Origin of the sequence: Methylophilus sp. Leaf416 (assembly GCF_001424665.1) — a bacterium.
Lineage (GTDB): Bacteria > Pseudomonadota > Gammaproteobacteria > Burkholderiales > Methylophilaceae > Methylophilus.
In genome coordinates, this window is record NZ_LMQS01000001.1 from 779,334 (window position 1) to 801,693 (window position 22,360).

Here is a 22,360-nt window from a genome sequence, read left to right on the forward strand (position 1 = left end):
CCCATCTCTGCAATCAGTACTACAGCGGCTTCCCATCTGTTCTTTACTTACCAATAGCGCCAACCCATACCACCGCCCCAGTAAGGTCTGTATCCCCAAGGGCCGCCATAATAACCGGGACCGTAAAACCATGGGTCCATGCTACGCAGTCTGGCAGAATCACGTTCTCGCTTAAGTCGAGTCTCTGCTTCCACACGCGCTTTTTCACGCTTGTTGATTTCATCGGCAATGGCATTTTGTTGCGCCAAGGCATTGGCCTGCTGCATATAGTCGAGCACGCCTTTTGAAATTCCTTTTTGATGCCAGCTAAGCACTTCAGATGCAGTCAGTGAATAACGGGATTGGGACTGTTTTATCGCCTCAATAATTTCAGCATCTGGCTTGCCTTTTTTGCTCATGCTGGCAATCTCCTCTAGACTCAAAGTTGATTGTGCAGGTGGCACCAATGCTGCCAGTTGTTCTGGCGAGATTCTCTCAATCTGCACTGGCTGCTGCGGTTGCGTGGCGCAACCTGCCAGGCCGCCGAGTACAAAAATGGCAGAGATTAAACGCAAGAGTTTTAAGTGATTCATCATCATTTCAGTTTTTATCCCTATATTAAAAGAATAGGGCCACAATCATTGTGACCCTAAGTAATGGCGATGGTTCGCTTGCAGTATGCGATTAAGCTTTACTGAACTGCATTTTTCCTGCAGAAAAGTCCACTTTGATTGTATCCTTGGCTGCAAATTGCCCGGCCAGAATTTCTTTTGCCAGCGGATTTTCTATTTCGCCCTGAATCGCCCGTTTCAATGGCCGCGCCCCATACACCGGGTCAAACCCGGCATTGGCGATTTCCGCCAGCGCTGCATCCGTTACTTCCAGATGCATATCCATGGCAGCCACACGTTTTGCCAGCAACTGCAACTGAATGTTTGCAATGGATTTCACATGCGCTTCGCCCAGTGAATGGAAGACAATGACTTCATCGATACGGTTGATAAACTCCGGACGGAAATGCGTTTTCACCTCACCCATCACTGCCAGTTTGACCACCTGGTAATCCTGATCAGCCATACTTTGTATCATCTGGCTTCCGAGGTTTGAGGTCATGATAATCACGGTATTTTTAAAATCCACCGTGCGCCCCTGACCATCCGTCAGGCGGCCATCATCCAGTACCTGTAGCAACACATTGAATACATCCGGGTGTGCTTTCTCCACTTCATCCAGCAAAATCACTGAATAAGGCTTACGACGCACAGCCTCGGTCAGGGTGCCGCCCTCCTCATATCCGACATAGCCGGGAGGCGCACCGATCAGGCGCGAGACCGAGTGTTTTTCCATAAATTCACTCATATCTATGCGGATCAGGTGCTCTTCACTGTCAAACAAAAAACCAGCCAATGCTTTGCAAAGCTCGGTTTTACCAACACCAGTAGGCCCCAGGAACAGGAAGCTGCCATAAGGACGATTAGGGTCGCTTAAACCACTGCGCGAACGGCGAATCGCATCCGATACCAAGCGTACAGCCTCATCCTGGCCGACCACACGTTCATGCAGTTTGTTTTCCATACCCAGCAGTTTTTCGCGCTCACCGGTCATCATTTTGCTGACTGGAATGCCGGTTGCGCGGCTGACTACTTCGGCGATTTCGTCGGCACCGACTTCAGTACGCAGCATTTTATGTTTGACCTGGTGCTGCACATCAGCCGTGTCATCATGTTTTAACTGTGCTTCGAGCTGGGGCAATTTTCCGTATTGCAACTCAGACACACGCTGCCAGTCACCCTTGCGGGTAGCTGCTTCCATATCCAGCTTGACCTTTTCAATCGCTTCCTTGACGCCTGCAGAGCCTTGGACTGCGGCTTTCTCAGCCTTCCAGATTTCTTCCAGGTCGGCATACTCTTTTTCAAGCCGGTCTATTTCGTCTTCAATCAAGGTGAAACGTTTCTGGCTGGCTTCATCTTTCTCGCGCCGCACAGCTTCGCGCTCAATTTTGAGCTGGATCAAACGACGGTCAAGTTTGTCCATCACCTCCGGTTTGGAGTCAATTTCCATCTTGATACGGGACGCAGCCTCGTCAATCAGGTCGATGGCTTTATCCGGCAAAAAGCGGTCTGTGATGTAGCGATTGGATAATTCTGCGGCGGCGACAATCGCTGGGTCAGTGATTTCCACCCCATGGTGCAGTTCATACCTTTCCTGCAAACCACGCAGAATCGCAATGGTTGCTTCCACTGTAGGCTCATCGACCAGCACCTTCTGGAAGCGGCGCTCCAGCGCAGCGTCTTTTTCAATATATTTACGATACTCATCTAAGGTAGTCGCTCCGACACAGTGCAGTTCACCGCGTGCCAGGGCAGGTTTCAGCATATTGCCGGCATCCATGGCACCTTCTGATTTACCGGCGCCAACCATGGTATGAATTTCATCGATAAACACAATGGTCTGACCCTCATCCTGAGCCAGCTCTTTCAACACTGCTTTCAGGCGCTCTTCAAACTCACCTCGGTATTTGGCACCGGCCAGCAATGCTGCCATATCCAGGCTGAGGACTTTTTTGTTCTTGAGTGAATCAGGCACTTCGCCATTAACGATACGCTGCGCCAGCCCTTCGACAATGGCAGTTTTACCGACCCCTGGCTCACCGATCAATACCGGGTTATTTTTGGTGCGGCGTTGCAATACCTGAATGGCACGGCGTATCTCATCGTCACGGCCAATCACCGGATCCAGCTTACCGGCACGGGCGCGCTCGGTTAGGTCCAGCGTAAATTTCTTCAACGCTTCGCGCTGTCCTTCAGCCTCCTGGCTATTTACGGTGTCATTGCCACGCACGGCTTTAATGGCTTGTTCCAGCGTGGCCTTATTCAAGCCATGCTGTTTCAGCAATCTACCGGTTTCGCCCTTGTCATCAGTCAAGGCCAGCAGGAACATTTCGCTGGCAATGTAGCTGTCGCCACTTTTCTGGGCGAGTTTGTCGGTGACATTGAGCAGGTTATTCAGGTCTCGTGAAATAGTGACTTCACCACTGTTTTCACTGACCTTAGGCAAGGCATCTACAGCCTGTTGGAGGCTGGTTTTCAAGGCATTCACTTGCGCGCCTGCCCGTGAGAGCAAAGCGGCCACGCTGCTATCGTCCTGGTTCAGCATCGCCAGTAATAAATGTGGTGCTTCTATCGTTGGTTGGTCGGCGCCGACTGCCATGCTTTGCGCATCGGCAAGTGCCTGCTGGAATTTGGTAGTGAGCTTATCAAAACGCACGTTAAACCCTTTCACACAAAAGTCATGCCGCATACTGCGACGGGATAACCCTATAATGAGGCGGGTTTTTGTGTTTTCAATAGAGCCAGATCAAATTCGGGTCAGTTTTACAGGCTTGGGTATTACATTTCTATTGCGGATATGGCATTAAAATCAGCCCTTTTTCAGCACTGTTCACCGCCAGCATTGACTGGCCGCGAACATTCAGCCATTGCGGATAATCAAGTTTGCCCGCACTGTGAATAGCCAAGGTCGGCAAACCCCAGGTTTTACCGCCATCCAGTGAAGTCATCGTCATCATATCCATGCCTTCATTGTTGCGTTCCTGCCATGCCAGCCAGACTTTGTCTCCCACGCTCAGCAGTGCCGGATGCCCGGCGTTCTTTTTTGGGTCTCCAATGGGTCTCGGCGGTGTCATCACCCACGCTTGCCCATCCATACGCACCAGGCGCAATCCCGGCTTGTTACCGGCACCATCAAAATACGCCAGGTGGTAACCAAAACCTTCACCCACTGCAAGGGAGGCACCGTGATGCGGGCATCCATCAATCTTCCAGCGGCCATAGCTGGCACGCACGATAGCCGGCTTGCCAGCGCCTGCCTTATTTATTTCCGCCATGGCATGGTCGCGCTCGCTACCTTCGAACACATGCCGCCACAGTACAGCCACTGTGCTATCAGGTTTACTGGTCATGGCAATCCGGCAACATTCGCAACTACTATCCGCGAGCTTTTGCTCCGGCATAAAGCTTTTGCCCTGGTCGGTGGATATAGCGTAATAAATCCCGGCGCCGTTATAGGTTTTTCCGGCAGCCTTTGCCGCCACCAGGTCTCGCTTATCAACCCATGCAACGGTAATGGTGCCGTCAGCAGCTACCTGCAAGGCCTCAAACGCATGCGTGATCTCTGCCCTGTCTTGATGCACAATATATGGGTCATCAAAGTGCTTACCACCATCGGTGGAGCGAGCAAACCAGACATAGCCAGCATAGGCTTTTCTAAGTGACTCAGTCCAACTGAGGTAGATATTGCCATTACTGGCAATCGCAATCTTAGGCCTCGCCTCCGCACTGGCAGACACTTTCATTGGCTTAGTGTTCACTGCCACTTCTGGACTGAAATGTTGCCCGGCGTCCTCACTGGAAGAAACCCACACTTGACCCTTGCTTGTACGTGCCTGCCACACTCTGCCATCACTGTCTGTTGTCAGGCTGATCGCCAGTCCGGATGCAGAATGATCAGCATGGCTGTCATGCGCATTCACCTGGCTAAAATAACCAAAACCCAGGACCACCATCAATCCGTTCACCAGCCATCTCACCGCTAGATTTCCTTACTAAAATATATTAAAAAAAATAATTCTTTACAAATAACAAAGCTGCTAAAGTTAAGGGGGTCAAAAGCCGTTAACCCAAATAACTGGATGAATAACGACGACATGTCGAATAGCAATTAATTTATGACTATGCAAGCAACCTTTGATCATCATAGCACAGCGTGGCTACAGCCTTTGGCGGCCGCCATGCCGGATATGCCCATGCTGGCAATCAACCACCGGGCACAGTGCTCGGCTGCCAACGAGATTGCAAAAACGTTGCTGGGAGAAAGCATAGGCAGCTTGCCCAAAGAGATGCAACAGGCATTGATAAAAGCCATACGCGAGAATAAAACCGAACTTATAGTGCAAACCCGCTTGAATGGTTTAAACCGCGAGTTTAAATGCCGCCTGTTTTATGCCCAGAATGGCCGGCGTGCAATTGGCTTGATGCTGGAAGAACAAGAAAATACATTAGCCCAGCAATTAGTGCACATGCAATCCATTGTGCATTCATTGATTGAAATGAGCCCTGACCTGATCTGCATCAAAGACCATGACAATCGCTGGATGATGGCCAATCAGCGTATGTTGAACACCTTTCAGATCGACAATAACGATTACGAATTCCGGAATAATCTGCAAATTGCGGATAACTTGCATCCGGTATTCCGGAACAGTTTTGAACACCACGAGAAGTCTGACCAGACTGTATGGCAAACGCGCCAGCCTTACCACAATGAAGAACTGGTGCATTTGCCGCAAGGTGGTTACAAAACGCTGGAAGTGAATAAAACCGCTTATTACGACCAGGATGAACAGCCCAGCCACCTGATTAGCGTGGCGCGTGATGTCAGCGAGCAAAAGTTTATTGAAAGCCAATTAGTCAATCGAAGCGCGGTGCTGGATACGTTAATTTCTTGCGACTGGATGCTGCATTCGGCAGAACGCTGGCAAACCGTTGCGGAAAATGTGTTGCAGCAATGCTGCCTGTCTTTCCGCTTTAGCCGTGCGATTTTGCTGCAACATCACACAACAACGACTGCACGCAAAAAAACCGAAACACGTTCCAAAGCTTTATTCCACTGGGCGACCAACGGCTTCCATTCGACTTACGAGCATTGGGAGAAAATTTCATTCCACTCCCCTGAACTGAAGCGCTGGCATGAGTTGCTCTCCAAAGGGCAGCCCGTCATGTGCGATGCGCATACCTTGCCGGAAGATGAGCGTTTCCTGCTCAAATCGCATGACACCGTCAACCTGGTGATTGTGCCGCTGATGATAGATCATGAGTGGTGGGGATCAATGGTGATTGAGCGTTGTTTCGATGCCGAGAGCACCAGCTCGCAAGAATTAGGCTCTTTGATGGCGATTGGTCGTACCTTGAGCGTGGCCATTGACCGCGAGCAAACCGGCAAAAGTCTGAAACTGGCCAAGATTGCCTTCGACAGTACCACCGAGGGCATCATGATTGTGAATCCCGCCGGGGAGCTGGTAGGGATTAATGAAGGCTACACCCTGATCACTGGCTTTGATGAAGCTGAAGTACTGGGGACCAAACCGCAAATCTTCCGCCAACGCCCGCGTGGCCTGTTTGGCGCACTCAAACGTCATGGCAAATGGTCAGGCGAGATTGAGACCGTACGTAAGAGTGGTGAAAGCTATACCGAATGGATGACGATTACCGCAGTGCGCAACCATGCCAACGTGATTACCAATTATGTGGGTGTGTTTGCGGACATCACCGAAATGAAGCGCTCACAAGTGCAACTCAATTCGCTGGTCAACCACGACCCATTAACAGGCCTGCCTAACCGCAGATTGATTAATCATCTGTTTACACATGCCATTCAGCGGGCTAACCGCAATGAGCAGCAGGCAGCGGTATTGTTTATTGACCTGGACAGGTTCAAGAATATTAATGACAGCCTGGGTCATTACACAGGCGACCAGCTGCTGCTGGGCGTGACCGAGCGTATCCAGGCCTCTTTGCGAGAATCTGACATTGTCGGCCGACTGGGTGGTGATGAATTTATTGTGTTGCTGGAAAACCTGCACAACAAGGCAGATGCTGCGCAAAAAGCACAGGATATCCTGGATACGCTGAAACGCCAGTTCATGATTGATCATCATGAAATATTTATCGGCGCCAGTATTGGTATTTCCATGTATCCTCATGACGCCAAGGATGTTGAAGGCCTGATCAAGGCCGCTGACCTCGCGATGTACCAGGTCAAAAACAATGGTAAAAACCACGTGGCATTCTACGACGCTGCGTTGAGTCGTAATGCGGTGGAGCATTTCCAGCTGGAAACAGAGTTGCGCCAGGCGCTATCCAGAAAACAGCTCAAAATGTTCTACCAGGCGCAAATTGACCTGACTACCGGCATGATTATCGGGGCAGAAGCGTTGATACGCTGGCAGCACCCGACCCAGGGCTTGATTCCACCCATGAAATTTATTCCGCTGGCGGAAGAAACCGGCTTGATCTTAAGCATAGGTGAATGGGCATTGCGTGAATCTGTGCGCCAGGCGCATGCGTGGCACAAACTGCATCCCGAATTCAAAAAAATTGCGATCAATGTGTCCGCCGTGCAAATCATGAAGAGCAAGTTTGCCGATACTGTATACGGCATCCTGATGGAAAGTGATTGTGACCCGGCCATCATAGAGCTTGAAATCACCGAAAGCACGCTGATGCAACATACGCAGCATGTGGTAGATACCTTCAACCAGTTAAAGAAACTGGGTATCAGCATTGCGATTGATGATTTTGGCACCGGCTATTCATCGCTGTCGCACTTAAAACGTTTGCCATTAGACCAGATTAAAATAGACCGCAGCTTTGTCAAAGATTTGCCAGATGACAAAGATGATGCGGCTATTACCAGTGCCATTTATGCGATGGCGACCCAGTTGGGATTCACTGTCGTTGCTGAAGGAGTAGAAACAGAAGAACAGGAAAAATTTTTACAGCGTTTGGGTTGCCAGACGGCGCAAGGCTATTTGTATGCCTACCCGGTCAATTCGGACGACTTTTTGCAGTTATTAGTGTTAAATAATCAAAGAAAAATAAAACGCCATGCCTAATCACGCCTCCGATACTTTTTACATCGACATAGAACAACTCCAGATCGGACTCTACATCCATCTGGATTTGGGATGGATGGACCACCCATTCTCCATCAGCAACTTCAAAGTCACTGAAGAATCCCAGATTGAAACCATTAAATCTTTGGGGCTCACGCAATTGCGTTACGACCCGAGACGCAGTTCCAGCACACCTTTAAGGTCTGGCAGCCACAACAATGTGGTTGAATTTCCTTTGAAGAAGGCGTTTTTACCAAGACTGGAAGTGATAGACGACAGCCCTGAATTAAGCACTGCACAAAAAAAACAATTGGCACTCAAGCACGCGATTACAGAAAGCGAGCAAAAATTCCTTAAGGCCAGCTCCGATGTGTGGAACATACAGAAAATGTCTGTTGAGCATCCAGACAAAGCTTTTGGCCTGGCATCAACCGTGGTGCAAGACCTGGTAACCAGCACACTGACTGAGGGTGACGTGGCCATCCATGCCATGAATGGCCATCGTATTGGCGACCAGCATTACCAGCATGAGCTGAATATCCTGGTGCTTTCAATGCTGTTGGCAAAAAACCTGGATATTTCGGATGATGACGCCGTTATTCTAGGCATGGCCGCCATTTTGCACGATATTGGCAAAAGGCAGATCAGCGACAAGATTTTATTGAAAAAAGACCCGTTAAGTGTGCGCGAAACCGCCATTTACCAAACCCACGTAATGCTGGGCCTGAATATGCTTAAAGAGGTTTCAGTCCCCAGGAAAATACTCTCCATCATAGGCCAGCATCATGAGTTTGCCGATGGCAGTGGTTATCCGAAAGGCCTGCATTGCGATGATATTGATCCGTTATCGCATATCCTGATTATTACAAATATGTACGATAACCTGTGCAACCCTTCAAATCCGGCGTTGGCCAAAACCCCATATGAAGCCTTAAGCGTGATGTTTGCCCAGCAGCGCCACCAGTTTGACCAGACGATTCTGCGCCGCTTTATCAAGTGCCTTGGCATTTATCCTCCAGGCAGCGTGATCAGACTTTCTGACCAGAAACTGGCGACCGTATTATCGACCAATCCACAACAACCTTTGCGCCCGTTTATTCAGATGATCACGGATGACAATGACGAAGATGGTGAAATTATCGACTTGCGTGAAGTGTTGGATCTAAATATTATCCAATGCCTTAAACCTGAGCAGTTACCTACTATCCTGCAAAAAATGATGCGCCAGAAACAGCGCACCAGCTACTTCCTGGACAAAGTCATCAGCGCTTAGTTAACGTTGAAAATGCCTCCTGTGAATACAAGAGGCATTATTAATCAGGCTGTCCTCTGACCAAGTCAGCCTCTTGGTTACAGCAATCAATGATGCATATGCATATGAGAATCTGAGTCAGATTCTGGAGGCGCAGTTGCAATGGCTTTGATTGATACGGTAGCCTTGTTTCCGGCTTCATCCTGCGTCACTAAACTGATAGGCACTGTTTCACCTTCTTTGATCTGGTGTTTCAATTCCATCAGCATAATATGAAACCCGCCTGGCTTTAACTCCACCAGCTTTCCGGCTTTGAGCTGTAAACGGTCGACTCTTTTCATCCTCATGATATTGCCCGTCATCGACATTGAATGCAGCTCAGTTTTACCTGCAACTGGTGAGGATAACGCTACAATCTCAACATTTTTATCAGAGGTTAATTGCATATAGGCAGCGCCCACTGGCTGCCCCGTCACAGTCGGTTTTACCCATGCATTCGCTACCTTCAGTTCTGCATGGGCTGCGATGGTGAAACAGGACATGCTGATAGCCACCACTATTTTTTTTACATAAGACTTCATTGCTGCTCCTTTGTAATCACAAACTGCCAGAGGGTGTCGAAAATGAGTGCACATAATATGGAAACACCAAGCAACGGAAATATAACACCCAGCGCCATGGTAATGATGGCGACATTACGCGTTATTTTTCCATCTTGCCGCTTGGGTGGTGCTGCCACGCGTTTGCCGGCCGGGCGGCGCTTCCACCACATCGTTACTGAGGAAATGGTTAGCAGCAACAAGGCAATACAGCCTGCCAGCATGATCAACTGGCTGATCAAGCCATATTGCTTGCCTTGGTGCACAGAGGTTCCCCATTCAGTCACTTTGGCGACAGGTCCATATTCTGCATAACCGGTATCGATGAGTGTCTTTCCTGAGTACTGGTCAATATGAATCACCCTCTCCTGCATCGCATCGGCGGGAAACTGCAAGGCGGTATATACGCCGCCAGGCCCCATGGGGAGGCGAATCGAATACCCCGGTTTCAAGCTGGCGGACTCAAACACATGCCGCGCAGCATCCAACCCGATAGATACAATAGCGCCATTCGATGGGTCATCACTTGAAGTCGGCAAAGTGGTTTTCTCCAGCGTCCACGGCACATCGCCTTGTGACTCGAGTGGTATATTGGATTGCGGAACCGCAGCCCAGAGATAGGTGGGGAAACCCCAGCCATAGGCAGTGCTGATTTTCCCCAGCTGTTGCCCCCAGAACGCAGACCATGGCATCCCCGTCAAAGCAAGGAACAGAATAATGCCACCGCCGATCAAGCCAGTGAGCGCATGCACATCGCGCCACCACACCCGCTTGTCAGGCGTTTCACGCACACGCATAATGTTCGCACTTTTACCACGCGGCCACCAAAGATACAGGCCGGTGATGACCAGCACCATCGTCCAGCCCGCCACAACCTCCACCAGCCAGTTTGCCCAAGTGCCGACTAAGGTCAGAGAGTGCAGCTTTTTGACGATCAGCTCCCATTGCTGGCTCTCGGCGTGTGCACCCAGGATTTGACCGGTAAAAGGATTCACCAGCACCTGCACGGTTTCACCATGTGGCTGTTTGATGAGTATGCCCATGCTGCGATCAATGGTTGCTGGCGTTTGTACCAGTTTCACTTCGCCGGGATACTCGAGTAACACCTGTTGCGTCAGTCGCTGCAGGGAGATCGCCGCTTGCGAGGAAGGCGCAACGAAGCGCTCATTGTGATAAATCCAATCATTAATCTCATTTTTAAAAAGATATAGACTTCCGGTGATCGCGAGGTTAAGCAAGATTGGTAAGCATAATAATCCGGCAAAAAAATGCCAGCGCCACACACGTGCATAGAGTGCAGAACTGGCTTTTGCTGGGGGGATCAGCTTTGTATTGACTGATTGCATCTGTAGCACCGATTGTTATTTATTAAGCCCGGCATTATTTACCCGGGCTATTTATTAGTAAGTCCAAGTCACACCAAGGTAAGCGGTGCGGCCATCGCCAGGAAAAAATTGGGCTGGACTTGTAAAGGCGCGTCTTGCATCGGCGATGACACCAGTCGTCGCAGCATATTTCTGGTCAGCTAGGTTACGTCCCTCCACAAACCATGACCAATGCTGATTGATTTTCTGTCCGGCTTTGACTCCCCACAGGAAATAGCTATCTGCATATAGCGTCTCAGCAAAGTCAACATTGTAGCGTTGTGGTGACCACTCGATGGTTGGGCCGATATAGAAGTTTTCGAGAAAGTCGCTGCCCCGGTACAACAGCTCGGCCCGCAACAAAGACCGTTGAATCCCGGGCAGGCGGTTATTACCGAATGTTGGATCACCATCGAGCTTGAAATCATTGATTAACAGACTGGAACGCCATTGCAGGCTGTAAGGAAGTCTCGCCGTCAGTCCAAACTCCAGGCCACGATGGATGGTTTTCCCGGCATTGATGGTCTGGTTAGCGAAAGGTGAACCTACGGCCCCCACCTGAAGCAGCTCATCCTGCAAGCGCGCTTGATAAAGCGCGATATCCCAATCAATAAACTCACTATTACCACGTGAGCCAATTTCAAACGTAGTGCCTTTCTGTGCATTTAAGCTGCTGACGACCAGGCTATTTAACTCACCAAAACTTGGCGGCTCAAAACTGCGCGATGCATTGGCAAATAGTTGTACTTGCGGTTGCAATTGATATAGCACACCCAGTTTCGGGCTGGTCTGGCTATAAGTTTTATCAACGCTCTGGTTACCGCTGGCGGTGATCAGCTGATCCTGTGAATCGCGTTTGGATTTGGCATATTGCACACCGGCAATCACTGTCCATTGTTCGTCCAGGCTTAACCTGTCTTCGAGATAGGCTTCAAAGTTGGAAGCTTTCTGGTCAAAATTATTCAGTAACGCACCACGCTTGGCATTCACATTCACGAAGTTTTTTGCATCCGTACGTCCTCGAGTCGGAGAAAGTCCGGCAATAAACTCATTTTTAAGTCCGAACAACTCTCCCATGTGCGACCATCTTGCCGTCAGGCCCACATCGTTGGATGACTGGTCAATCACGCCGGTAGTATCGCCAAAATTGCCTATCGGGTGATATAAACTTTTATGCGAATAAAAAGCGCCTAGTTCCAGTTTGCTCTGGTCAAACAGAATGGTTGTTTTATTCGCCAGTCTGCTCACGTTAATATCCCGTTGATTAATGCCTTGCCCAGGAGTCACAGTTGCCTGCCTGGGGTCATCTTTCAATTGCGATTTGGTCAGGCTACTGGAAAGCTGCGAATCGTTGTTGACGTAACCAAAGTAAAAGCGGGTTTCAACCTGCTCATTTATTTTGATGCCCACATTACCGGTCAGGCGATCAGCACTTTGCTGCGCATTATCACGGAAGCTATCAGTGTGATATTTACTGGCAGTGACGAAATAATCTACGTCATCTTTGACACCGCCGGTGCTGATGCCCAGGCGGGCATAGCCATAACTACCGCCTTCAGTGCGTATTTCCAGCGGAGACGCCGTGTAGCCGGTGCGAGAAATAAAATTGATGCTGCCGCCCAGATTGCTTGAACCATATTGCAGGGCATTGGCGCCACGATATACTTCAATATAATCCGTCGACATCGGGTCGATGGCAGGAAAGTCAAAGCCGCCGTCAGCCAGGTTAATGGCGATACCATCTTGCATTAATTTCAAACCACGCCCGTGAAATGTGCGCTGCAGGCCGGAGCCGCGAATCGATAACCGTGTTTCTTCAGCGCCAAAACGTGACTGTGCGAGCACGCCGGTCGCCATGCCCAGCGTATCCTGCATATTACTGGTGCGCCCTTCACGTACGGTCACCATATCCACTAAGGTGGTACCGCCTGCTGTTTTCGCCAGCTCTTTTTTGGCCGCCTCAATGTCCGGCTGCGTTAGTGATGTTTTCTGTTTTTCTGAAACCACATGCACGGTATCCAGATGTTGTGTTCCCTCATGCTCAGCATGTGCGAGATAAGGTAAAGCTGACAAAATCGCCAGCCCGATGTTGGTATATTTCATTGCGAATTCTTTCTTTATTTTTAATAGGCATTCACTCTGCTTACTAACTCTTAATCAGCAGAGTGAGTTATTCAGGCAGCAAATACTTGCCTGGCGGCCGAGTCGGGCTGCCAGCTGATCAATGCCGAAATATCGCAAGTGAAATACGCACACAGCTTGTCCAGGTGCTCGGTACAAGCGTTGTAAGCAGGATTTTTGACCATGCGATGCAAGGTCATGCGGCTGATAGCCGTGGATTCGGCGATTTCTTTAAGGGTGATGTGGCGTTTCCACTCCACCTGTTTGGCAAAAATCATTGCCTGTAGGTTGATAACGATCATTGAGATGACTCCATCCATGCCTGCGAAGCAGGCATTACTCAGAATCCGGCCACCATGTGGACGGGCTTAGATTGAGTGTGGAGTCAGTGGCGGTGCGCGTGAGGGATGCGCAGTAGGGTAAAAACTGGAAACAACAGGTGGCTGATATTCGCTAAGGGCGATCTCAGCCTGAGCTTGCTGAAACAGAATGTAAGCTGGGTTAGGCGCAGGCAAGGTTATTTCATCCAGCGCCATATGGCAAAACGGGCAATGATTAAGATGGTGGCTCAGTGACACTGGCTTTTGCGAAGGCTTAAAGTCTATCAGCGTGGATAATTGCTTGCCTTGCGTGGTAATCACCTGCACCAACAGTTTACTGCCCTGGGTAGAACAGATTTGTTGCATAAACGTGCCACCGTTTTGCATGGGGAAAGCCAGGCTCAAAGTCGGGATAAGCGAAGCCAGCATGATTGCCATCAATGCCATGCGCGCCATCCATTTTTGAAATTTGACCGTCACCATGGCGTCATTCTAACGGCAATCCTTTAGAATAAACAACTCTTTCATTGTTTCAGGATATTTTCATGGCCACCCCAAGCCTGCTTGCCTTATTAGACGACATCACCACCATGCTGGATGACGTTTCCGTCATGAGCCAAGTAGCCGCCAAAAAAACGGCTGGCGTATTAGGCGATGACCTGGCATTGAATGCACAACAAGTGACCGGAATAGCGGCAAAACGCGAATTGCCGGTGGTGTGGGCGGTAGCGCGCGGGTCTTTCCTGAATAAACTAGTACTGGTACCTGCGGCCCTGCTGATCAGCGCTTTCATTCCGTTGCTGATTACTCCGTTACTGATGCTGGGTGGTGCATTTTTATGTTACGAAGGCTTTGAAAAAATCTGGCATAAATTGCATGAAAAAAAAGGCGACACACACGAAAAAGTGCATGTACCTTTGCAAAACCCTGACACTGATTTGGTTGCGCTGGAAAAAGAAAAAATTAAAGGTGCGGTGCGCACTGACTTTATTTTGTCGGCCGAGATTATCGTAATCTCTTTGGGAGTGGTGGCTGAAGCCGCATTGACCCAGCGCATTGTGGTGCTTTCGATCATTGCCGTCCTGATGACAATTGGTGTTTACGGCCTGGTGGCGTTTATCGTCAAAATGGATGATATCGGCTTGTGGTTAATGCAGCGCCAGGGACAAAATGTTACCTCGCAATCGATACGTAAACTTGGCTGGGGCATGGTGCGCATAGTGCCTTACCTGATGCGTTTGTTAAGTGTGCTGGGAACCGCCGCCATGTTCCTGGTGGGTGGTGGCATTATCGCGCATGGTATCCCTCAACTACACGGTTTGACTGAACTTGCGCTACCCTGGTCTTTACTCGTCAATGCAGGCGTTGGCATACTCACTGGCGCATTATGTTTTGTGCTGATTAGCAGCGTGAAGTTATTTATCAATAAAGACTAGTTTTTTTCTAAGCCCTTGTTAGAATTGACTTAACAAGGGGGGCTGCATGACACTTTCTCGTAAAGTTATTGGTGTTGCTTTATCCATAACCATTATCTGCCTGCTAGCAACCATTCATGCCACCCCAGAAATGTCACTGTGGCTGGATAATATTCACTGGTTCACCACCAATGCAGCCTGCCTGATATTGGCCATGCTGGGATATCTGCGCGCGAATACTACCCATCGCCCCTGCAAAGGCTGGTTTGTGATTGGCACCCTGTTCTACTTTACGGGTGGCTTAATGTGGATCTTTGAAGTCCTCTCGCAGCAATCGCAATTCCCTGCCCAGTCCGATATCTTTTACCCGTTGATGGGCCCCTGTATTATCGTCGGCTTCATCATCGCGTTACGCACTCAGCTCTCCCACTCAAAAGCCTGGGCATTTACTGTAGATGCAACGGCATTCAGCATCGCCATTCTGGGCTATGTGCTGATTTCTTACTTACCAAAATCCGCAGGAATCAGCCTGTTTCAACTTGCCGTACTCACCGCCTACCCCGCCAGCATGCTCAGTGCATCCATGGTTTCGTTGCTGTTAATTCCCTACCTGAGACCGGTATGTATGCTGCCCTGGCTATTGCTTAGCGCAGGGCTGGCACTGTTAGGAATATGCTGGATGCAATGGAATTTGAATGCGCTAAATCACCTCCCGCAAACCAGCCTGTATATTAATTACGGCTTCTCAGTGGCTGATTTACTGATAGGCAGCGGCCTCTATGGCTGGCAGGTACGCATCGCCAAAAAAACAAGCTATCATCGTCAATGCAGGCGGCTACGCGGCTGGATTCCGGTGATCGCTTTTATCTTCAGCATTTGCACATTGATACAGATCTGGTGGCAAAGTGGCCCACACCCATATGCTTATCACATTGCCATCGGCTCAGTTGTTTCTATCCTTATTTTTTCCGCGCTCAGGCAAAGCATATTGTTAAATGAAAGCGAGCGGCTGTTACGCGCCGAGAAAAAGCTGGCTGAAAAAGAACTGGAATATCAGCAACTGTCGCGGCTGGACGCGCTGACACAGTTACCTAACCGCATCACTATGTTGAGCCTGCTTGAACATAATATTATTAATGCCGCCAGCGAGAGCGGGATGGTGTCATTAATGATGATTGATTTAAGGCATTTTCAAAGCATTAACGACAGCTTTGGCCATCGCGCAGGCGATCTATTCTTGATTGAGATATCCCAACGTTTGCAATACATTGCGAATGAAAGTGGCGAGTTAGGCCGTGTGCATGGCGATAAATTTGCCTTGATTATCACCCAGCATAAATCAGACGCCGAGTTGTTAAGGCTGGCCAATAATCTATGCAAAATCGTCCATAAACCTGTGATGATTGAAGATCATGAATTGATACTTGATGCCTGCATTGGTATCAGCGTCTACCCGCGCGATGCAGAGAATGCAGACCAGCTGGCACGTAGTGCGAATACAGCGTTGGCCCATGCCAAATGCTCTACTGAACAGTCATTTTTGTTTTATTGCAAAGAACAAACCAAGCAGGCACAAAACCGGTTTAAGCTGGATGTGCAATTGCGCAAAGCGATTAAAAAGCAGGAGTTCTTTCTGGTTTTCCAGCCGATATTCAAACTAAATAAACAAAAGCAACCTCAAGTCGCCAATATAGAAGCACTTATCCGTTGGAAAAACAGCAAAGGCGAGATTATCTCGCCGATCGAATTTATTCCATATGCCGAACAGTCCGGGCTTATCCTGCCGATTGGTGAATGGGTCATCGCTGAGGCCATCCGCCATTTATCTTTACTTACATATGCACATGATCAAGCGCCAGGGCTATCCATCAATATCTCCCCGCGCCAATTTCGCGACCATCACTTGCCTTCCCGAGTGGCACAGCACTTAAAACAATATGCCATTGCCCCTGGACGTATCACGCTGGAGATCACCGAAAGCGCAGTATTTGAGCATGAAGAACAGGCACTCGAAATGCTCAATCAGCTAAAAGCGATGGGCGTGCGTGTGTCACTGGACGATTTTGGCGTGGGTAATTCTTCGCTGTTTAAACTGAAACACCTGCCAATTGACGAACTCAAGATTGACCGTGCTTTTATGGTTGATGTACCGGATAGCAGTTCGGATAGTGAAATTGTCAGCACCATCGTTAAAACGGCAGGCATTTTAGGGATTTCAGTCGTAGTAGAAGGAATAGAAACCCAGGCGCAACTCGACTTTTTAGGGAAGATCGGCTGCGATTGTATTCAAGGTTTTTTACTTGGAAAGCCTATGCCCATTCAAGATATTCAGGCACTCCTGAAATCTGACAGGACAGATCAACAGCCGGCTTAATGCTTAAACGTCAATTTCAACGTGACGGTGATTTCACTGCCAACAGTCACACCCAGCTTTTTACGAACATCCGCTTTTAAAAACAGTGCATAACGGCCACCTTCAAATACCGGAAAAATGGAGGTTTGCCATTGTTGATCCTGCACAGTGACTTCGACTTTGACTGCGCCCCAACCTCTACGCTTGGTTTGATGATATTGGCTTAGAGTGTGTATTTCATCAGACATCTGTTCAGGCAAACTGATGTAATGCCAAATGCTTTTGCTGCCCTGCCAGACTTTGATGACATCAGTAAAAGTGTAGTTCAACCCTTCCATACACACGCACTTTCATCAGCTGGTGACTGCAAAACTATGTGGCTACTAGCCAGGATTCTTAAAACTATCCAGTACCAACATAGCTACGCCCACGCAAATGGCACTATCAGCCACATTGAACGCTGGCCATGCCCATTGTTCATAATAAAACAGCAGAAAATCAACCACATAGCCCAAGGTCAGGCGGTCATACAAATTACCAAGTGCACCGCCTAACACCAGTGCGATAGCAAAGCAGAACAATGTTTTCTGTGGATACTTGACCAGCAAATAGACCATGACTACAGATGCCAGCGTAGACACCGCGGTGAAAAATCCATGCTGCCAGCCACCGGCATTCGCGAGAAGGCTGAAGGCGGCGCCGGTATTGTGATAGCGTACCAGATCAAAAAAACCAGTTACTGGCACATGTTCACCATACACAAATGCCTGCTGGATCAGGTGCTTGGTATAGAGGTCGAGCACAATCACAATTGCGCTCAACACAAACCACGGCATTGCCGACCTTATATTGCGCATAGAGACATTAAGCATACTTGCGTGCTTCACCAGTACCAAACAGGTTGCTGACGCAACGGCCACAAATGCTTGGGTGCGCCGCATCACTGCCTACATCGGCACGGTAATGCCAGCAACGGTCGCATTTCTGATATACACTTGGTTTAACCAGGATTTTCTGCGCCGCCGCATCCGCCACTTGATAAGTCTTCGCTGCAGAAGTGATGGTGACAAACCGCAAGTCATCCTGCAGGCTTTTCAGTGCGTCGAATGCCTCACCCGCCACATGGAATTCCAGTTCTGCTTGCAGCGAAGAACCGACCTTTCCTTCACCACGCAACAGTTCGATTTCCTTGGCAGCCTGGCTGCGCAAATCAATCATGATCTGCCAGTGTTGCAATTGCGTATCGCTCAAGCCATGCGCAGGCAAGCTATACCACTCTTCTTCAAACACGGTCGCTACTTCATCCAGCCTCAACGTCTGCCAGATTTCGTCCGCAGTAAAGCTCAGGATAGGGGCCATCAAACGCATCAAAGCGTGAGTGATGTGATACAGCGCACTCTGCGCGGCACGGCGTGCATGCGAAGTTTCGCCACTGGTATATAGACGGTCTTTCAGGATATCCAGGTAGAAACCACCCAGATCCTCGGAGCAGAAACCAACGAATTTCTGTACCGCCAGGTGGAATTCGTATTTATCGTAATCCGCAAGGATACCTGCCTGCAATTGCTGTGTCAGATGCAAGGCATAACGATCGATTTCCAGCCACTGCTCTATTGGCAACAAGTCTTTACTGGCATCAAAATCCGCCAGGTTAGAAAGCAGGAAGCGCAAGGTATTGCGGATACGGCGATACCCGTCAGCGACACGTTTCAGGATTTCATCACTGATGGTCAATTCACCGGAGTAATCGGTAGAAGCTACCCATAAGCGCAGGATATCCGCGCCGTAAGTGTCCATCACTTTTTGCGGTGCAACCACATTGCCTTTGGATTTGCTCATTTTATGACCGGCACCATCCACAACAAAACCGTGTGTCAGCAAGGCGTTATAAGGTGCATGGCCGTCAATCGCACAACCGGTCAACAAACTTGACTGAAACCAGCCTCTATGCTGGTCAGAGCCTTCTAGGTATAAATCTGCCACTGGTTTGCCTGCTGCTGCTCGCGCTTGTGCTTCAACCGCCAATGACGGATGTTGTGAAGAACGGATAACTGCGTAATGCGTAGCGCCGGAGTCAAACCAGACATCCAGGGTGTCGGTGACTTTTTTGTATTGCTCGGCATTTTGCGGCGCATACTGATTGAGGAAAGCATTACCATCCAGGCTAAACCAGGCTTCCACACCTTGTTGCTCAACCTGTTTGCAAACAGTCTCAAGCAAATTCAATGTGTCAGGGTGCGGTGCGCCGGTTTCTTTATGTACAAAGAAAGGCATAGGCACGCCCCAGTTACGCTGACGCGACACGCACCAATCCGGACGATTCTTAATCATCGCTTCCAAACGCGCACGGCCCCAGCTAGGGAAAAACTCGGTAGCGTCCACTGCAGTATTCGCTTGCTCACGCAAAGGTTTGCCATCTGTACCAACAGAGTTCATGCCGATAAACCATTGATGTGTCGCTAATTGCATCAATGGCGTTTTATGGCGCCAGCAATGCGGAAAGCTATGGTTCAGGCGTGCAGAGGCAAACAGAACACCGTTTTCTTGTAGCTTTGCCAGAATAATCTTGTTTGCTTCCTGACGGCTCAAGCCACGGATTTCGGTAAACTCGACCAGTTCGCTGGTAAAAAACTTGCCATCTCCACCAATCAGCACGCGCGGTTTTTCATTCGGAAAATTGGCGCGCATTACCAGCCAGTCATCGTTACCGTGTGCTGCAGCGGTATGCACCAGGCCGGTACCGGCTTCAGTCGTGACGTGGTCGCCGGTAATCACCGGCACCTGACGGTTATCGAATGGATGTTGCAATATTAATCCACGCAAGGCTTCGCCTTTTGCGCTGGCAAGCACAGCAGTGTTTTCTTCGGTATACCGCGCCAACGTTTTTTCAGCCAGCTCGCGTGCAAGGATCAACAAGCCATTGCTGGTTTGAATCAGGTCATAATCCAGCTCGGCATTCACGCTCACCGCCTGGTTAGCAGGCAGTGTCCATGGCGTCGTGGTCCAGATCACCGCGTAAGCATCACCTATTACATTAGCCCCAAACGCTTTAACCAGCGCCGCGTTATCTGCGACTTTAAAACCAACATCGATCGCTGGTGAGTTCACATCCTCGTACTCAACTTCGGCTTCAGCCAAGGCTGAACCGCAGTCAACACACCAGTGCACCGGCTTGCTACCTTGATACAGGTAACCGTTTTTATAGATATCGCCCAAAGCACGCATGATGTCAGCTTCGGTATCAAAGGCCATGGTCAGGTAGGGATGATCCCAATCACCAAACACACCCAGGCGTATAAAGTCTTTTTTCTGTTTCTCTACCTGTTCGGCAGCATAGGCGCGGCATAATTCACGGAATTTGGCCGGAGCTATATTTTTGCCGTGGGCTTTTTCAACCACCAGTTCAATCGGCAGACCGTGGCAATCCCATCCCGGCACATAAGGCGCGTCAAAACCAGACATGGTTTTGGATTTGATAATGATATCTTTGAGGATTTTATTCACTGCATGACCAATGTGAATGTCACCGTTGGCATACGGCGGACCATCATGCAAAATGAATTTTTTAGCGCCCTGGCGTTTGGTGCGAATGCGCTCATACACTTTGCGCTGCTGCCAGCCAGCTAGCCAGGCCGGTTCACGCTTGGCTAAATCGCCACGCATGGGGAAACTGGTCTCAGGTAAATTCAGTTTGTATTTAGAATCTTTATTTTGGTCAGTCATTTAAAAAATCTCAACATTGCATGCCCTGCATTTTCATAAGGCATGACACACTATTTCTTTTAACTATTTAACGGCACCGGACTGGAAGTATTGTTTAGCATGCAGAACGTCGGCTGCAATCTGTGCTGTCAGTGCGTCCAAGCCGGCAAATTTCATCTCATCACGCAATTTGTGCAAAAACTCCACATGCACATGCTGATCATATAAATCACCATTAAAATCAAACACATGCACTTCCAATTTGAGTTTGGGGATACCTTCAATGGTGGGTCGCACGCCCAGATTGGCAACTGCCGGTAAATTGTTCAATTTTACCGCATAAACCCCGGTGAGTGCAGGCCGTTCGTGGCGCATATGCACGTTAGCCGTGGGGAAGCCAAGCTGCCTGCCTAATTTTGCTCCATGCACCACCTTGCCGCTGATGCTGTAAGTGCGCCCTAGCAAAGTATGTGCTTTTGCAAAATCGCCTGCTGCCAGTGCGTTACGCACCAGGGTGCTGGACACCCGTTCACCGTCAAATTGCACTTCCGGCAAGGGGATAACGTTGAATCCATGTTCAATCAAAGTTTGTACAGTGCCTGCCCGTTTGGCACCAAAACAGAAATCTTCACCCACCATGACCACATTGGCATTAAGCTGGTGCTGCAATGTCTGCATGAACGTGGCCGGGGTCTGGGCAGCAAAAGCATGGCTAAAGCGTTGCACATAGACACGCTGCACACCAAATTCAGCAAAATACTCCAGCTTTTCCCGCATGGAGGCCAGTCGTGCAGGCGCATTTTGCGGCACAAAAAATTCGCGTGGATGAGGTTCAAACGTCATCACTGCCGGAACAATCCGGTAGGTTTGAGCAAAGGCAACTAATTGGCGTAATAACGCCTGATGCCCAAGGTGCATCCCATCAAAGTTACCGATCGCAATCGTCTGAGGTAAAGAGCTATCAGGGATGTGTCTGTATATTTTCACTGAATACTTAAATTAACCCGTGATCTTGAAGCTGGTTACTGTTTGATTAAAAGTCTGTTTATCACGTTCAAAATAATGAATTGAAGGAGCCTGATAGCTAATTCTGTAATAATTTTGGGCGCTAACCAAGCCATAAGTGACCTGCTCGAACCTCAATCCTTTTTCATTTAAATATTGAATATGCAAACGAAAGGCTTTTTGGTCAGAAACATTTTCCAAAGTGTTTTCAAGCACTTTGATACTGGCGGCATTGCTGCTCTTAGCCTTAATTTCAGCCAACTCCAATTCTGCAAGATCCGAAATAGGCATATTGGCTGCTGCTGTTTTCTTAATGCGGGAGAACGCTTTATCTGGCTTCAATGCCTCAATCCGGATTGATTGCAAACTGTAACCATCTTTTGATATCCATAGCGCATTTTCGCTTTGATATCCGTTGATCTGCACCCACCCTACCGGCAAACTCACTTTAAAGTTTTTATTGGTATCAACATACTCTGCTTTTGTCAGTCGTGTGAATGGTCCGCCACATGAAGTGAGTAATGTAATTAAACTGATGATTATAATTTTTTTATAGAAATGCATGATTTGCCTTTTTT

Annotated in this window: 17 protein-coding genes; 4 read left to right on the plus strand and 13 right to left on the minus strand. The window is 49.0% G+C overall.

What is annotated here, in order from left to right:
* Positions 1-47: 47 nt before the first annotated feature.
* From ASG34_RS03780 to ASG34_RS03790, 3 genes are all read right to left on the minus strand, one after another.
* Positions 48-578: a hypothetical protein gene (locus tag ASG34_RS03780; protein ID WP_229007848.1), complete on the minus strand. Its 531-nt coding sequence runs from the start codon at positions 576-578 to the stop codon at positions 48-50.
* Between the two features lie 85 nt (positions 579-663).
* The gene (gene clpB, locus ASG34_RS03785) at positions 664-3,246 is read right to left on the minus strand and encodes an ATP-dependent chaperone ClpB (RefSeq protein WP_055827363.1); all 2,583 of its coding nucleotides are present in this window, start codon (positions 3,244-3,246) and stop codon (positions 664-666) included.
* A 130-nt stretch (positions 3,247-3,376) separates the two neighbouring features.
* Positions 3,377-4,567: a sialidase family protein gene (locus ASG34_RS03790; RefSeq protein ID WP_235559653.1), complete on the minus strand. Its 1,191-nt coding sequence runs from the start codon at positions 4,565-4,567 to the stop codon at positions 3,377-3,379.
* A 138-nt stretch (positions 4,568-4,705) separates the two neighbouring features.
* On the opposite strand from ASG34_RS03790, the gene ASG34_RS03795 reads away from it, so the two are divergent.
* Together ASG34_RS03795 and ASG34_RS03800 are read left to right on the plus strand one after the other, a co-directional pair.
* Positions 4,706-7,651 (plus strand): EAL domain-containing protein, encoded by a 2,946-nt coding sequence (locus ASG34_RS03795; protein WP_055826638.1) that lies wholly within the window; start codon positions 4,706-4,708, stop codon positions 7,649-7,651.
* On the plus strand, positions 7,644-8,924 hold the full coding sequence (locus ASG34_RS03800; RefSeq protein WP_055826641.1) for an HD-GYP domain-containing protein: 1,281 nt from the start codon (positions 7,644-7,646) through the stop codon (positions 8,922-8,924). The genes ASG34_RS03795 and ASG34_RS03800 overlap by 8 nt, the downstream gene beginning before the upstream one ends.
* An 86-nt stretch (positions 8,925-9,010) precedes the next feature.
* On the opposite strand, the gene ASG34_RS03805 is transcribed toward ASG34_RS03800, so the two are convergent.
* The 5 genes from ASG34_RS03805 to ASG34_RS03825 form a co-directional block, all read right to left on the minus strand.
* Positions 9,011-9,484: a copper chaperone PCu(A)C gene (locus ASG34_RS03805; protein WP_055826645.1), complete on the minus strand. Its 474-nt coding sequence runs from the start codon at positions 9,482-9,484 to the stop codon at positions 9,011-9,013.
* Positions 9,481-10,848 carry a PepSY-associated TM helix domain-containing protein gene (locus tag ASG34_RS03810; protein ID WP_055826649.1) on the minus strand — a complete coding sequence of 456 codons (1,368 nt, stop codon included), beginning with the start codon at positions 10,846-10,848 and terminating at the stop codon, positions 9,481-9,483. The genes ASG34_RS03805 and ASG34_RS03810 overlap by 4 nt, the downstream gene beginning before the upstream one ends.
* A 54-nt stretch (positions 10,849-10,902) precedes the next feature.
* Positions 10,903-12,969: a TonB-dependent receptor family protein gene (locus tag ASG34_RS03815; RefSeq protein WP_055826652.1), complete on the minus strand. Its 2,067-nt coding sequence runs from the start codon at positions 12,967-12,969 to the stop codon at positions 10,903-10,905.
* A 71-nt stretch (positions 12,970-13,040) separates the two neighbouring features.
* Complete coding sequence (locus tag ASG34_RS03820) at positions 13,041-13,289, minus strand: helix-turn-helix domain-containing protein (protein ID WP_055826655.1); 249 nt, start codon at positions 13,287-13,289, stop codon at positions 13,041-13,043.
* Between the two features lie 66 nt (positions 13,290-13,355).
* Positions 13,356-13,790: a DUF2946 domain-containing protein gene (locus tag ASG34_RS03825; RefSeq protein ID WP_235559654.1), complete on the minus strand. Its 435-nt coding sequence runs from the start codon at positions 13,788-13,790 to the stop codon at positions 13,356-13,358.
* A gap of 62 nt (positions 13,791-13,852) precedes the next feature.
* Here ASG34_RS03825 and ASG34_RS03830 point away from each other — a divergent pair, with 62 nt between their 5' ends.
* A complete protein-coding gene (locus ASG34_RS03830) occupies positions 13,853-14,743 on the plus strand; it encodes a DUF808 domain-containing protein (RefSeq protein ID WP_055826658.1) in 891 nt (296 codons plus the stop codon).
* A 46-nt stretch (positions 14,744-14,789) separates the two neighbouring features.
* On the plus strand, positions 14,790-17,096 hold the full coding sequence (locus tag ASG34_RS03835; RefSeq protein WP_200934426.1) for a putative bifunctional diguanylate cyclase/phosphodiesterase: 2,307 nt from the start codon (positions 14,790-14,792) through the stop codon (positions 17,094-17,096).
* On the opposite strand, the gene ASG34_RS03840 is transcribed toward ASG34_RS03835, so the two are convergent.
* The 5 genes from ASG34_RS03840 to ASG34_RS03860 form a co-directional block, all read right to left on the minus strand.
* Entirely contained in the window at positions 17,093-17,413 is a 321-nt protein-coding gene (locus ASG34_RS03840) for a DUF1905 domain-containing protein (RefSeq protein WP_055826661.1), read from the minus strand. The two genes, ASG34_RS03835 and ASG34_RS03840, sit on opposite strands and share 4 nt — an antisense overlap.
* A gap of 45 nt (positions 17,414-17,458) precedes the next feature.
* Positions 17,459-17,932: a signal peptidase II gene (lspA, locus tag ASG34_RS03845; RefSeq protein WP_055827373.1), complete on the minus strand. Its 474-nt coding sequence runs from the start codon at positions 17,930-17,932 to the stop codon at positions 17,459-17,461.
* Between the two features lie 7 nt (positions 17,933-17,939).
* Positions 17,940-20,798 carry an isoleucine--tRNA ligase gene (gene ileS, locus ASG34_RS03850; RefSeq protein WP_055826664.1) on the minus strand — a complete coding sequence of 953 codons (2,859 nt, stop codon included), beginning with the start codon at positions 20,796-20,798 and terminating at the stop codon, positions 17,940-17,942.
* Positions 20,799-20,861: 63 nt separating this feature from the next.
* Complete coding sequence (locus tag ASG34_RS03855; RefSeq protein ID WP_055826667.1) at positions 20,862-21,764, minus strand: bifunctional riboflavin kinase/FAD synthetase; 903 nt, start codon at positions 21,762-21,764, stop codon at positions 20,862-20,864.
* Between the two features lie 12 nt (positions 21,765-21,776).
* Positions 21,777-22,346: a PsbP-related protein gene (locus ASG34_RS03860; RefSeq protein WP_055826670.1), complete on the minus strand. Its 570-nt coding sequence runs from the start codon at positions 22,344-22,346 to the stop codon at positions 21,777-21,779.
* Between the last annotated feature and the right edge of the window lie 14 nt (positions 22,347-22,360).